This window comes from Terrimonas ferruginea DSM 30193 (genome assembly GCF_000425585.1).
Taxonomy (GTDB): domain Bacteria; phylum Bacteroidota; class Bacteroidia; order Chitinophagales; family Chitinophagaceae; genus Terrimonas; species Terrimonas ferruginea.
The window spans coordinates 162,093-176,291 of sequence record NZ_AUDS01000009.1 but is presented as its reverse complement, the minus strand read 5'-3'; the positions used below and the strand labels follow the sequence as shown (position 1 = coordinate 176,291).

General features: G+C 49.1%; 10 protein-coding genes. 7 read left to right on the top strand and 3 right to left on the bottom strand.

The window, feature by feature from the left end:
- Positions 1-339: 339 nt before the first annotated feature.
- On the bottom strand, positions 340-1,347 hold the full coding sequence (fbp, locus tag H608_RS0102275; RefSeq protein WP_028786251.1) for a class 1 fructose-bisphosphatase: 1,008 nt from the start codon (positions 1,345-1,347) through the stop codon (positions 340-342).
- Positions 1,348-1,488: 141 nt separating this feature from the next.
- On the opposite strand from fbp, the gene H608_RS0102270 reads away from it, so the two are divergent.
- The gene (locus H608_RS0102270) at positions 1,489-2,748 is read left to right on the top strand and encodes an aspartate kinase (protein ID WP_028786250.1); all 1,260 of its coding nucleotides are present in this window, start codon (positions 1,489-1,491) and stop codon (positions 2,746-2,748) included.
- Here the strand turns inward: H608_RS0102270 and H608_RS0102265 are convergent, their stop codons facing one another.
- Both H608_RS0102265 and hppD read right to left on the bottom strand, forming a co-directional pair.
- Entirely contained in the window at positions 2,749-3,948 is a 1,200-nt protein-coding gene (locus tag H608_RS0102265; protein WP_081658767.1) for a L,D-transpeptidase family protein, read from the bottom strand.
- A 276-nt stretch (positions 3,949-4,224) separates the two neighbouring features.
- Positions 4,225-5,355 (bottom strand): 4-hydroxyphenylpyruvate dioxygenase, encoded by a 1,131-nt coding sequence (hppD, locus tag H608_RS0102260; protein WP_028786248.1) that lies wholly within the window; start codon positions 5,353-5,355, stop codon positions 4,225-4,227.
- Between the two features lie 236 nt (positions 5,356-5,591).
- On the opposite strand from hppD, the gene H608_RS0102250 reads away from it, so the two are divergent.
- From H608_RS0102250 to H608_RS20940, 6 genes are all read left to right on the top strand, one after another.
- Complete coding sequence (locus H608_RS0102250; protein WP_028786247.1) at positions 5,592-6,731, top strand: 5-(carboxyamino)imidazole ribonucleotide synthase; 1,140 nt, start codon at positions 5,592-5,594, stop codon at positions 6,729-6,731.
- Between the two features lie 295 nt (positions 6,732-7,026).
- Positions 7,027-8,139: an efflux RND transporter periplasmic adaptor subunit gene (locus tag H608_RS20950; protein WP_071836906.1), complete on the top strand. Its 1,113-nt coding sequence runs from the start codon at positions 7,027-7,029 to the stop codon at positions 8,137-8,139.
- Between the two features lie 24 nt (positions 8,140-8,163).
- Complete coding sequence (locus tag H608_RS0102240) at positions 8,164-11,283, top strand: efflux RND transporter permease subunit (protein ID WP_028786246.1); 3,120 nt, start codon at positions 8,164-8,166, stop codon at positions 11,281-11,283.
- Positions 11,280-12,599: a TolC family protein gene (locus H608_RS20945; RefSeq protein WP_051267939.1), complete on the top strand. Its 1,320-nt coding sequence runs from the start codon at positions 11,280-11,282 to the stop codon at positions 12,597-12,599. Before H608_RS0102240 ends, H608_RS20945 begins: the two co-directional genes overlap by 4 nt.
- Positions 12,600-12,637: 38 nt before the next feature.
- Positions 12,638-13,168 (top strand): 5-(carboxyamino)imidazole ribonucleotide mutase, encoded by a 531-nt coding sequence (purE, locus tag H608_RS0102230; protein ID WP_028786245.1) that lies wholly within the window; start codon positions 12,638-12,640, stop codon positions 13,166-13,168.
- A gap of 66 nt (positions 13,169-13,234) precedes the next feature.
- Positions 13,235-14,149 (top strand): DNA/RNA non-specific endonuclease, encoded by a 915-nt coding sequence (locus H608_RS20940; RefSeq protein ID WP_038006817.1) that lies wholly within the window; start codon positions 13,235-13,237, stop codon positions 14,147-14,149.
- Positions 14,150-14,199 lie beyond the last annotated feature (50 nt).

Genomic DNA, 14,199 nt, shown 5'->3' with positions numbered 1-14,199 from the left:
ACAGCAAGGTCCTGTTAAAAGCGTGAATGGTGAATCGTCAATCGTCAATGGTGAATGGTGAATAAGTCAATGGTGAATAGTGAATTGTCAATGGTGAATAGTGAATGCGTCAAATCTCCCCTGGTTCGTGTTTTCACGAACCAGTATTGTGTATTCACGAACGCGGGTGAATGCATCAAATTCCCTTGATTCGTTCGCTGAGGCCGATACTTCGGCTTCATGAAGGGCACAAAACTTATTACTTACTACTTAAAACTTACTACTTAATACTTATAACGGCTGTTCTCTTTTGACACTTCGGCAAGCTCAGTGCACCGCTTTTGAATTTTGACTTTTGATTTATAAATACGTCTCCAGTTCGTCCATCATCCCTTTGCTGCCGATAAACATCGGCGTACGCTGATGAAGTTCAGTAGGTTTGATATCGAGGATGCGCTGATGACCATCGGTGGCGCGGCCGCCCGCGACGGCGAGGATGAAGGCGAATGGATTGCACTCATACAGTAAGCGCAATTTGCCTTTCGGCTTGTCAGTGGTACCGGGATACATGAAGATGCCACCCTTGATCAGGTTGCGGTGTACGTCGGCCACCATGCTGCCGATATAACGTTGCGTATAAGGACCGCCATTGCTCTTGTCTTTTTTCTGACAGGCAGTGATGTATTCTTTTACTCCCTGCCCGTACCGGTAGAAATTACCGTGGTTCACCGAATAGATATTGCCGAAGTCGGGACATTTGATATCGGGATGACTTAGGGTAAATTCACCAATGGATTGATCCAGGGTAAAGCCATTCACGCCGCGGCGTGTGGCATAGACCATCATGGTGCTGGAACCGTAGATGATGTAACCTGCGGCTACCTGCTGCGTGCCGGGTTGCAGGAAATCGTCCTGGTTAGCCAGTTGCCCTTTCTCCGTTACGCGGCGGTATACACCGAAAATAGTACCGATGGAGATGTTCACATCGATATTACCACTGCCATCGAGCGGATCGAACAGACAAACATATTTTGAATTACGGCTGATCGGATCATCAAACGCGATGTACTCATCGAGTTCTTCACTGGCAATACCCGCACAACTGATCCCGTGCTGCAATACGCCGGTAAACTGGTCATTGGCGAATATGTCCAGTTTCTTGACGTCTTCCCCCTGGATGTTGACACTGCCGGCATCACCGAGGATATCTACCAACCCCGCTTTGTTCACTTCCACGTTCACACGTTTGGCCGCAAGACCAATGTCGCGGAGCAGCGAGCTCAATTCGCCGGTGGCGTTGGGCACGTCGCGCAATTGCTGGATCGTAAACTCGTCGAGGGTCAGAACTTTCCGGTTGACAGGCAGCATAACATTTTTTTAATATGGAGCAAAAGTAAGCGATAAAGACATGAGAAACCGGAGTTATGTATAAGGTACACAAATCAAATAGTTGTATGTGATGACAGGATGCATTGCACAGATTATCTTTGCTCCAATCATTTCAACAGCATGAAGGTTTTTAAATTCGGCGGAGCTTCCGTCAACAGCGTGGAACGAGTACAGAAACTGGGAGAAATTTTGTCTCATTATCCCGATGAGCAATTGCTTATTGTCGTGTCGGCCATGGGCAAAACGACCAATGCGCTGGAAAAAGTAGCCGAAGCTTTTTTTGCCGGAAAACAGGAAGAGGCACTCTCCCTCTTTAAAGTAGTGAAGGACCAACATCTCACCACGGCGAAATATTTACTTGTAACCCAGGCCCTCGCCTGTGAAGCGCAATTGGCTGATTTTTTTACGGAAGCAGAATGGTTGCTGCATGACCAGCCCGTACGCGAGTTTGATTATTACTACGATCAGATCGTTTGCATAGGCGAACTGCTGTCGACCGCTATCGTTAGTCATTACCTAAACGAAGCCGGTTACCGCAACAAATGGCTCGACGTGCGTGACATCATCCGCACAGACGACCATTTCCGCGAAGCGGTCATCGATTGGGATTTCACCGCGCAAAAAGTGGCGAAGATGAAAGAACTGTTTGCCACCGAACGCATTTTATTGACACAGGGTTTTATCGGCTCCACCGATGAAAACGAAAGCACCACGCTCGGCCGTGAAGGAAGTGATTATACCGCTGCCGTGTTTGCCAACCTGCTTGACGCCGAAAACCAGACGATCTGGAAGGATGTACCGAGTGTAATGAATGCCGATCCACGTCATTACCCCGAAGCCCAGCCATTACCGGAATTGAATTATGCCGAGGTGATTGAAATGGCATATTACGGTGCGCAGGTCATTCACCCGAAAACCATCAAGCCGCTGCAGAACAAGGATATTCCTTTGCAGGTAAAATGTTTTCTCGATCCTTCCTTGCCCGGCACGATCATACACGATGAAGCCGTGAAAGGGTTGCCGCCGATCATTGTGGTAAAGGAGCAACAGGTGCTGCTGGAATTACGCTCGCGTGATTTCTCTTTTGTAGCTGAACAACATGCCGGTACATTATATCATATGCTGGAGTCATTGCTGATCAAACCGAATCTTACGCAGAATGCAGCGATCAGTTTTTTATGCGTAGTGGATGATCATGCTGAAAAAATAGAAAAGCTGGCCCTGGAGGCCAGCCAGTTATTTGATGTACAGGTGATCCGTGATCTTTCCCTGCTAACAGTTCGTCATTATACACCTGCTTCCCTGGAACAACTGCTCAAAGACAAAACGGTGATCCTTCGTCAGCAGACACCTGATACGATACAGGTGCTGGTGCGTTAATTAATCGACGGTAATTGTCTGGATCATTTTTTTGGCAACGGCCTTATCATGCAACATTGCCGGCGTCCAGGTCGGCATTTTCTCGAGGCGCGTGATCAGTTCGTCGATGAAGTCCTGGTCGGTACTGCCTTTGAGTACTTTGATGTTAACAGGCACACCGTCTGTATCTACAATGAATTCCACCTGTACAAAGGCTTTCTTTACATTCTCTGGCAGGAATGGCACCATGTCATGTCCCAGGTCATCGAGGTATTTCATGAATGCATTGCCGCCACCCGGAAACTGTGGCCATTGATGCACCACATCCGCCACCGCAGCGATCTGGCGCGTGCGGTGTTTAACCGGTTCACGTTTGGGCTTGGGTGCTTTTTTATCTTCGGGCACTTTCCTGGCAACGGCGCTGGCTATTGAGTATTCGCCTTTGTCGCTGATCATCACCACGGGCACCTGTTTTTTCTGTTCAAAATATTCAAAAGCATCTTCCAGGCGATCGGCAAATTTTTTCAGGTAGGGATCGTCTTTGGTAAGATTAGAGAGGAAGGCCACGCTTCTCGGAACATTGTAACGGATCGGGAAAATGTGAACCGGGATAAAATCCTGCCCCTGGTTCTTGGCATGTGCGGCCAGAATATAAAGTTCGTCGATCTGCGTATCGAGGATAGGAATACAACCTACTGTTACGCAACTTCCGTGAATATAGATCGCGCTTCCCGGACGCAGAGAGTCGCTCAATACTTTGTCGGATGCGTTGGGGTAATTGATGCCGAGTGATAAATAATACTGGCTGCGCGGGTTGAATTCATTGATATAATAAAATCCTTCCGGCACCTGGTAGTCGCCCTCCATGCGTTTGGGGCCGAGTGTGCCTGCGAGCGCACAAACCTTGAAGGTTTTGAAAAGTTTGTATTGTTCAGCTGCATCGTTTTTTACCCAGACCTCGAGCTGGCTGTCGTATTTGAACGAACGTATGTAAAGATATTTCGCCGGCCAGGCAAGGCCTTTTGCTTCGAATTGTTTGCGCAGCGTATCCTCTTTGCGTTTGAAGGATTCATCGGGACGCTGAAATGTTTTCTGCATGTCGATGAATGACATGGAATTAGACCCGGAAGAAATTGCCTTACGGGATGAGCCGGGAGGCTGAGCTGCGGCTTCCGCGATCAGGGAAAAAATGAAAAGGATTGCTACACAGAGGTTTTTCATACCAGTCATTAATTAACTAAACGGAGCATCTGAGATTTTATTTTCAGCAAGTTCGTATACTATATGCAAAAATAGCCTTAAAATTCCAAAAGGGCGCCGATTGCGCCCTTTTGAGTTATGAGTTATAAGTGATAAGTTTTAAGTATTTGCGTGGTTCGTGCCCTTCGGGATCTCAGGGAACGAACCAGGAAAACAGAGGACATTCAGAATCGCAAATCACCTATTCACTTATTCACTCATTCACTTATTACTTAAAACTTACTACTTAATACTTTATCACAAATTGCCTCTCGCTTCCTGCTCACGCTCAATCGCTTCGAAGAGAGCTTTAAAGTTTCCCTTACCAAAGCTCTTGGCACCTTTGCGCTGGATGATCTCGAAGAAAAGTGTGGGACGGTCTTCTACCGGTTTTGAAAACAATTGCAACAGGTATCCTTCGTTATCGCGGTCAACGAGAATGCCGAGTTCTTTCAATGGTTCCAGGTCTTCGTCGATATGACCAACGCGGTCCAGCAGATCGTCGTAATAAGTATTGGGTACTTTGAGGAACTCCACCCCGCGGCTCATCAGGTCTTTTACCGTCCGCACGATATCATTGGTGGCCAATGCAACGTGTTGCACGCCTTCACCACGATAAAACTCGAGGTACTCTTCCACCTGTGATTTCTTCTTACCTTCTGCAGGTTCGTTGATCGGGAACTTCACAAAACCGTTGCCGCTGCTCATTACCTTACTCATGAGTGCAGAATATTCAGTCGAGATATCCTCATCGTCAAAGGATAAAATATTGCGGAAGCCCATTACTTCTTCGTAAAATTTCACCCAGGGATTCATCTGGTTCCAGTCAACGTTGCCTACGCAATGATCCACGTAAAGCAGCCCTGTATCGGCCGGTTGAAAATGCGGATTGCTCCAGCTTTTGTAACCAGGCATGAATGCGCCGTTATAATTTTTTCTTTCGATAAAAAGGTGAACCGTTTCTCCGTACGTATGAATGCCACTCATCACCACTTCCCCATCTTTATCGGTGAGTACAACAGGTTCCATGAAGCTTTTTGCGCCGCGTTTGGTGGTTTCTTCCCAGGCTTTGCGTGCATCAGGCACACGGAGTGAAAGGGCTTTTACTCCGTCACCGTGTTTATAAATATGGTCGGCGATGGCATTGTCGGGGTATAACGGTGTGGTGAGTACAAAAGTGAGTTTGTGCTGACGGACCGCATAGCTGGCGCGGTCGCGCTGACCGGTTTCGGGGCCCGCATAAGCGAGCGCCTGAAAGCCGAACGCACTCATGTAATAGTGAGCGGCCTGTTTGGCATTGCCCACATAAAATTCAACGTAATCGGTGCCTTCCAACGGAAGGAAATCGGTTTCCAGGGCAGTAGCACTGCCGGCGGTAAGCGTAGACATATCGGTTGATCGATTTTTGAAAATGAGATAACGGTGGTGTACCGGAATAATAGAATACTATCGGGAAAGATCAGGAGGAGAAAAGGGCCGTGTCCATGGCGAGGGTCTGCATCAGGAGGCTGAAGTCCCCGCGCAGGTCCGCAAACAATTTATGTGGATAATCAGGCTGCATGACACAAATTTAGAACTCCCGGCGTGAATGAGCAAACTGAAGTCCGGCAACTTATCTTTGCGCCATGTTAAAAGCAGGTATTCTTGGTGGCGGCCAGTTGGGCCGCATGCTGCTGCAGGCCGCAGCTAATTATCCGGTTGAAACGTTTGTGCTGGAAAACGACGCCCACTGCCCCTCTGCGCATCTCTGCGACCACTTTGTAAAAGGTGATATACGCAATTACGATGATGTTTACGCCTTCGGAAAAATGGTGGACGCCCTTACGATCGAGATCGAAAACGTGAATGTGGAAGCCCTGGAGCAACTGGAAAAAGAAGGATTGGCCATTTATCCGCGCCCTTCCGTTCTGCGCACGATCAAAAACAAAATTCTGCAGAAACAGTATTATAAAGAAAACGAGATTCCGTCCCCTGCGTTTGTGATCACGCAGTCGAAAAGCGAACTCGCGCAACATACAGAGCTGATCCCTGCCGTTCACAAAATGGGTGAAGGCGGATATGATGGCAAAGGCGTGCAACTGATCCGTGAAAAAGCCGACCTCGATAAAGGCTTTGATGTGCCATCCGTACTGGAAAAAATGGTGAATATCCGCAAGGAAATTGCGGTGATGGTGGCGATGAATAAAGAAGGCGAAACGGCGCTCTATCCGCCCGTTGAAATGATCTTCGATCCGGTGCTCAACCTGCTCGATTACCAGCTCTGCCCCGCCGATCTGGATCAGCGCACGCTCTGGAAAGCCGAAGCCATCGCTCTTTCCGTGGTGCGGAATTTTAAATCACCCGGCATCTATGCAGTGGAATTATTCGTAAATACCGAAGGTGATGTGCTGGTCAATGAGACCGCCCCGCGTGTGCACAACAGTGGGCATCATACCATTGAAGCGCATTACAGCTCGCAGTTCGACATGCTCTGGCGGATCATCCTCGGTTATCCGTTGGGCAATACCGATCCGATTTTGCCTTCGGCAATGATCAACCTGGTAGGTGCGGAAGGATTCAGCGGCCCGGCAGTATACGAAGGGTTGGAAGAAGTGTTGAAGATCGACAGCGCATTTGTGCACATTTATGGTAAAAAAGAAACGAAACCCGGCCGTAAGATGGGGCATGTGACGGTGATTGCCCCCACAAAACAGGATTTGTTGTTCAATGCGAATAAAGTGAAGAACCTGATGAAAGTCACGTCAATCGTGAATCGTCAATCGTGAATCGTCAATCGTGAATCGTCAATCGTGAATAGTGAATAGTCAATAGTCAATTGTGAACTTGCGCGTTATTTAAAGTAATATCGATCCCAAACAAAGAAGCCAAAAAAATACCTAAAACTTATTACTTAGTACTTACTACGGCTGTTTCACCTTACGCCTTACACCTTTTCCCTTAAACCTTCCCGAACAGCGCAGGAAATCAGCGGGATAGTCGTCTAAACCTTGCTGGTTTTTAATCTATCTTTAATCTTTTGTGGAAAAATCACTCATTCAACCTAAACCAGCCCTTAGCTGTATGCTCGTGACCAAGTACCGCCTCTTGCCAGCCCTCAGCCTTGTTATGCTGGCGGCCTGCGGAGGAAAGGATAAACAAAAAACCGCACCTGCAGGTGCAGGCCGCGGACCAGCCGCCGTCAATGTATTTGTGCTGAAAACCTCTCCCCTGAGCGAAACCGTGGAAGTCCCCGGCACCCTTATCGCCAACGAATCCACCGATATCTATCCCGAAACTGCCGGCCGTGTCACACAACTGAACATCGCCGAAGGCAAACAGGTAACGCAGGGCGCATTACTCGTTAAACTTTTTGACGGCGATCTGCAGGCTACGCTTCGCAAACTCCAGGTGCAGTTGGAAATAGCCAAACAAAACGAAGAACGTTCCGCTCAACTGCTGAAAATTCAGGGCATCAGCAAGGCAGATTACGATATCGCCGCGCTCAACGTAAATAATATCCAGGCCGATATCGCCATTACGCGGGCCAATATCACCAAAACCGAAATCCGCGCTCCCTTTACAGGCAGGGTTGGTTTGAAAAACATCAGCCCGGGCGCTTATGTTTCCCCCGCCACTGTTATCGCTTCGATCCAGCAGACAACCACACTCAAACTCGACTTCACCGTACCGGAAAAATATACGTCCCGCATTAAAGTGGGACAGTTGGTGTACTTTACCACAGAGAGTACCAACAAAACTTATACGGCTAAAGTGATGGCTACGGAATCGGGGGTTACACTCGATACCCGCAGCTTGTCCGCGCGTTGCATCGTACAGGAAAAAGATCCGCAACTCGTGCCCGGCAGTTTTGCCAAGGTCAAACTTGATTTCGACCCCATACCCGATGCCATCATGGTGCCCTCACAGGCCATCGTACCACAAGCCAGGGGCAAACAGGTCATTCTTTTCAACGGCGGCAGTGCGAAATTTGTCGATGTCACCACCGGTCTCCGCGATTCGGCATCCGTGCAGATCACCTCCGGTGTGAAAGCCGGCGACACCATTGTCATCTCCGGTCTCATGAGCACCAAACCCGGTACGCAGATGAAGATCGGCAAGATCGCCAATGCCGACGGCACCACCACAACCGTCACGAAAGACACAACTGTCAAAACACAACAGCCGGCGAAATAATACCGGCTTTATACAACGATCGCGATGAATATTTCTGAATTAAGCTTACGCCGGCCGGTATTTGCCATTGTGATGAATATCATCATCATTGTGTTTGGTATTATTGGCTATACCTTTCTCGGTGTCCGCGACTATCCCGCCATCGATCCGCCCAATATCAACGTGCGCACCTCGTATGCAGGTGCCAACGCCGATATCATCGAATCGCAGATCACCGAGCCCCTGGAAAAAGCCATCAATGGCATTGCCGGTATCAAGAACATCACTTCCAGCAGCAGCCAGGGAAGCAGCAATATCAACGTGGAATTTGAGCTGGGCTCCGACCTTGAGACCGCCGCCAACGACGTGCGCGATAAAGTATCGCAGGCCAGCCGTCAATTACCCAATGACCTCGATGCACCACCTGTTGTGACCAAAGCAGACGCATCCAGTGATCCCATTTTGTCCATGACCGTGCAGAGCGACACGCGCAATCCCCTGCAGATAACCGAATACGCCAACAACGTTTTACTCGAAAGATTGCAGACCATTCCGGGCGTGAGCGGCATACAGATATGGGGAGAAAAACGTTACGCCATGCGTATCTGGATGGACCCCGCAAAGCTGTCGGCTTTCAGCGTCACACCTGCCGACGTTGCGCAGGCACTCGCCGCGCAAAACGTAGAACTTCCCTCCGGAAAAATTTATGGAGATGCCACCGAATTAACCGTACGAACTTTCGGCCGGCTCAATACCGAAGAGGAATTCAATGCAATCATTGTAAAAAATATCAACGGCAGTGATGTTAAAGTAAAAGATATCGGCTCGGCCGTATTAGGTCCGGAGAACGAAGAAAGTGCTTTGCGTGAAAGTGGTATTCCCATGATCGCACTCGCGGTAATCCCGCAACCCGGTGCCAACTATGTTGAAATTTCCAATGAGTTTTATAAACGCGTCGAGCAACTGAAAGCAGAAGTGCCAGACGACATCAAACTCAACATCGCACTCGATCAGACACGTTTCATCAAGAAATCAATTTCCGAAGTGGAAGAAACATTGCTGATTGCATTGATTCTCGTTATCCTTATCATCTATCTCTTCTTCCGTGATGCGGCCATCGCTTTCCGTCCGCTGATCGATATTCCCGTTTCCCTGATCGGCGCCTTCTTTATCATGTACCTTGCCGGTTTTACCATCAATGTATTGTCATTGCTGGCGATTGTAATGGCCACCGGTTTGGTAGTGGACGATGGTATTGTGGTAACGGAAAACATTTATAAAAAAATGGAAGCCGGCATGAACAAGTGGCAGGCGGCGCGCGATGGTTCAAAAGAAATTTACTTCGCGGTTATCTCCACTTCCATCACACTGGCGGTTGTATTTCTTCCGATCATCTTCCTCGAAGGTTTTGTGGGACGCCTCTTTCGCGAATTTGGTGTAGTGGTGGCCGGCGCCGTGTTGATCTCGGCATTCGTATCACTTACACTAACGCCGGTGCTCAACGTAAAACTGACGAAAGGCAACAAGCATAAACATTCCTGGTTTTATACCAAAACCGAACCTTTCTTCCAGGGCATGGAAAACGGTTATGAGAAAATGCTGCGGGCATTCATGCGTGTACGCTGGACGGCCTGGCTTATTCTTGGCGGCTGCCTCGTATTAACCTATCTCATTTTCTCCAACCTGAAATCAGAGCTGGCACCGATGGAGGACCGCAGCCAGTTCCGTTTGCAGGTGACTGCTCCCGAAGGCACGTCGTTCGACGCCATGGATAAATACATGACCAACGTAACGCAGTTCATGCTGGATTCCATTCCTGAAAAACAGGTGGTGCTGACGATCACCAGCCCGGGTTTCTCCGGCGGTTCGGCCAACTCCGGTATGGTACGCGTTACTCTGAGCGATGCCGGTGAACGTGACCGCTCGCAACAGGATATCGTAAACATGGTGAACCGCAATATGCCGCGGTTCAACGAAGCCCGCGGCTCTGCCATCCAGGACCAGACGATCCAGGTAAACCGCCGTGGCGGACAACCCGTACAATTCGTTATACAGAATAACAACTTCGAAAAATTAACGGAAGTACTTCCGAAGTTCATCGACGAAGCATCGAAAAGTCCGGTATTCCGCGGACAGGTAGTGGATGCGGATCTGAAATTCAACAAACCGGAACTGCGGATCGAAATCGATCGTCTCAAGGCGAGTGAACTCGGCGTAACGGTGGCCGACGTATCGCAGACATTACAACTGGCGCTGAGTAATGGCCGTCTCGGTTACTTTACCAAAGACGGTAAGCAATACCAGGTGATGGGACAAATGAGTCGCGCCGACCGCGATGACCCCAGCGATCTGAAAGGCATTTTTGTAAGAAATAAAAACGGGGTGATGATCAGTCTCGACAACCTGGTAACGATGACCGAATCGACCACGCCGCCGACGATCTATCACTTCAACCGTTATAAATCGGCCACCATTTCAACCGGCCTTGCTGCAGGTTATACCATCGGTGATGGTGTAAAGGAAATGCAACGCATTGCCCAGCCATTGCTCGACGATACATTTGCCACTTCACTCACCGGCTCTTCCCGCGACTATGCGGAAAGCGGCAGCAACACCAGCTTTGCCTTCCTGCTGGCGCTGGGATTGATCTTCCTGATCCTGGCTGCACAATTCGAAAGTTTCATTGACCCCATCATCATCATGATCACCATCATCCTTGCGATGGCGGGTGCGGTATTGTCACTGTGGATCTTCGGACACACGTGGAATATCTTTTCGCAGATCGGTATGATCATGTTGATAGGCCTGGTAACGAAAAACGGTATCCTGATCGTGGAATTTGCCAACCAGAGCCGCCGTTCAAAAGGCATGGAGAAGAAAGAAGCAGCCATCTATGCGGCCTCACAACGTTTGCGTCCCATCCTCATGACCAGTCTGGCGATGGCCTTGGGTGCATTGCCGCTTGCCTTATCGCTGGGCGCGGCGGCTACCAGCCGTATACCACTCGGTGTGGTGATCGTTGGTGGCATCTCCTTCTCGCTGATCTTTACCCTTTTTGTAGTGCCTGCCGTGTATTCATTCCTTTCTTCTTCGAAAAAGAAAAACGAGATGGATAACCTGCCACCTGAAACACCCGCATCAGAAGTTCAAAATACTGCATCATGAAGCTGAATCGATTTTTCTTAATCATCCTACTGGCGACCATCTGCGGGCGCAGCACAGCGCAACGTATGCTCACACTGGAGGAGGCCATTGCCACGGCCTTGCAAAACAATTACGATATACAATTGTCACGCAACGATTCCATGGTCGCTGCATTGGATTATTCCTACCGCAATGCCGTATTCTTTCCAACACTGAACGGCCTGATGAGCACCACCTGGAACAATAATAACCAGCGCCAGACATTGGCCGACAACAGCAAACGCGAACAAAAAGGCATCCGTTCACATAATATTGCCGGCAGCATACAACTCGATTGGGTATTGTTTGATGGATTACGCATGTTTGCCACCCGTGAAAAGGCAGAACAACTCATTCATCTTGGCAGTTATACTATCAAGCGCCAAATGACAAATACCGTGGCAGATGTGGTAACCACCTACTATGATATCGTGCGGCAAAAACAACAGGTAAGGGCTACTGATGAACAGATATTACTGAACGAAGAAAGAGTGAAGCTCGCGCAATATAAACTCGATATCGGCACCGGCATCAAACCCGATGTGTTGCAAAGCAAAGTGGACCTGAATGCACAGAAAGCATTGAAACTGGAACAACTTACCCTCATCGATCAACTGAAGGAACGGTTAAACCAGGCGATGAACGTGAGGTCCGATGCACAATTTGAAGTAAGCGATTCCATTCCCATCGATATGGAACTCGGCCTCGGCGACATCCGCAATAAAGCTGAAACCGGCAATCCGGATCTGCTGATCGCACAAAAAAATATCGACATAGCCGAGTTAACGATCAAAGAAAGGAAAGGTGACTTTTTCCCGGTAGTATCATTCAACTCTGCTTATAACTACAGCCGTACAGATAACAAAACGGTGATCAATCCCTTTTCTCCGCTCTTTAACCAGTCCAACGGACTGAACTATGGTTTTACCGCCAATATTCCCATCTTCAATGGATTTGCCACACGCCGTTTGTACCGCCAGGCCAAACTCGATCTCACGTACCAGCAACTGGTATATGAGAACCAGCGTTCATTGCTTAACCTGAATGTGATCACGGCTTTTAAAAATTACGAGCTGGCTAAAAAATCACTGGCACTCGAAGAAGAGAACATTGAACTGGCACGCGAGAACGTGGACATTGTACGGCAGACTTATCGCCTGAATGCCGCCACACTGATCCAATTGCGTGAAGCGCAGAACAGCCTTGAAGCGGCCAGCAACCGCCTGATCGCGGCACGTTATGCTGCAAAAGTGGCGGAAACAGAACTTCTCCGCCTGCGGGGCGACATCATTCGCTAGTTTGTGGTAGTTTTGGCGCGACCAATCAATTCAACCGCATGCAAACATCCAATCCGGTAGTAGGTATCATCATGGGCAGTGACAGCGATCTTCCTGTGATGCAGGATGCCAAAAACTTTCTTGATAGTATAGGTATCAGTGCTGAGGTGACCGTTGTGTCGGCACACCGCACACCTTTGCGCATGGTGGACTATGCAACGCAGGCAAGAAAGCGCGGGTTGAAAGTGATCATAGCCGGCGCCGGCGGTGCCGCACATTTGCCGGGTATGGTAGCCTCACTCACCTCGCTGCCGGTGATTGGCGTACCCGTAAAATCATCCAACTCCATCGACGGCTGGGATTCCGTATTATCGATTCTGCAAATGCCGAACGGCGTGCCCGTGGCGACCGTAGCATTGAATGCGGCTAAAAATGCGGGCATCCTTGCGGCGCAGATCATCGGATCATCTGACACATCAGTGGCGGAAAAACTGGATGCATTCAAGGCAGAAATGAACGAAGAAGTGCTGGCAAAAGCAGCGCGTCTCCAGGCAAATGGCCTCCCCAACTCATTTGATACCAATCAGTAAGACATCTTCCTGTATTAAATTATTGTACGGCTTTGCCAGGCCGGACATCTGGCATATCTTGCCGCCATGAAAAGTCTCCTTCCACGTACCTGGATCCTTTTTACGGTCCTGACGCTTGCCGCCTGTTCAAAAAATACGGAAGACCTTACGGATCCCGTACCGGAACCTCCGGTTGTGGTGCCACCGACGCCCGTAACAGACAATGATGCCATACTGTTGGGCAATCCGACGAATGCAGTAACCAGTACAGGTTATCCTGAAAATTACCTCAAGGACAATTTGTTTTATAAACTCGCTTACAGCCGCAGCAAAGGCACACCGGTATGGGTGGCCTGGCACCTGCAGCGCGAAGACGTGGGCACGGCTTCACGGCAGGATGATTTCCGTCCCGATCCGGGTCTGCCTGTTGATTGGTACCATGTAGACAATGCCAGTTACAGCAACAGTGGTTTTGACCGTGGACACAATTGTCCTTCGGCGGATCGTACCACTACGACCACTGCAAACTCGTCTACCTTTTTAATGACCAACATTATTCCGCAGGCACCGCTGATGAACCAGGGACCATGGGAAGGGCTGGAAGACTTTGTGCGCAACAACCTGGTGGCCGGTAACAATGAAGCTTATATTTTCATGGGTAACTATGGCCAGGGAGGCACCGGTTCCAATGGTGTAGCCAATACCATCAATGCAGGTCGTGTAAATGTGCCGGCTTATATCTGGAAGGTAGTGGTGGTGATGCCGAAAGGCAACGGCGACCTGGCACGCATCGATGCCAGTACAACCGTGTTGGCGGTGAACATGCCGAATAATAACCAGCTTTACTCAACGAACACTGCCGGCAAAAATGCCTGGCGCAATTATGTAGTGACAGTATCCGATCTTGAATTGCAGGCAAATGCTGCCGGTATACCGCTTAACTTGTTCAAAGAAATTCCCGAGAACGTGCGCGGAGTGTTGAAGGAGAAACTGTACAATTAATTCAAAAGTAACCCTTCGACACGCTCAGTGAACGAAAGTCAAAAATAGCA

Excerpts from the sequence above, each read along its gene's own strand:
- H608_RS0102250 (WP_028786247.1), top strand. The coding sequence starts at position 5,592 with ATGTTAAAAGCAGGTATTCTTGGTGGCGGCCAGTTGGGCCGCATGCTG.
- H608_RS0102270 (WP_028786250.1), top strand. The coding sequence starts at position 1,489 with ATGAAGGTTTTTAAATTCGGCGGAGCTTCCGTCAACAGCGTGGAACGA.
- purE (WP_028786245.1), top strand. The coding sequence starts at position 12,638 with ATGCAAACATCCAATCCGGTAGTAGGTATCATCATGGGCAGTGACAGC.
- H608_RS20940 (WP_038006817.1), top strand. The coding sequence starts at position 13,235 with ATGAAAAGTCTCCTTCCACGTACCTGGATCCTTTTTACGGTCCTGACG.
- fbp (WP_028786251.1), bottom strand. The coding sequence starts at position 1,347 with ATGCTGCCTGTCAACCGGAAAGTTCTGACCCTCGACGAGTTTACGATC.
- H608_RS20945 (WP_051267939.1), top strand. The coding sequence starts at position 11,280 with ATGAAGCTGAATCGATTTTTCTTAATCATCCTACTGGCGACCATCTGC.
- hppD (WP_028786248.1), bottom strand. The coding sequence starts at position 5,355 with ATGTCTACGCTTACCGCCGGCAGTGCTACTGCCCTGGAAACCGATTTC.
- H608_RS0102265 (WP_081658767.1), bottom strand. The coding sequence starts at position 3,948 with ATGAAAAACCTCTGTGTAGCAATCCTTTTCATTTTTTCCCTGATCGCG.
- H608_RS20950 (WP_071836906.1), top strand. The coding sequence starts at position 7,027 with ATGCTCGTGACCAAGTACCGCCTCTTGCCAGCCCTCAGCCTTGTTATG.
- H608_RS0102240 (WP_028786246.1), top strand. The coding sequence starts at position 8,164 with ATGAATATTTCTGAATTAAGCTTACGCCGGCCGGTATTTGCCATTGTG.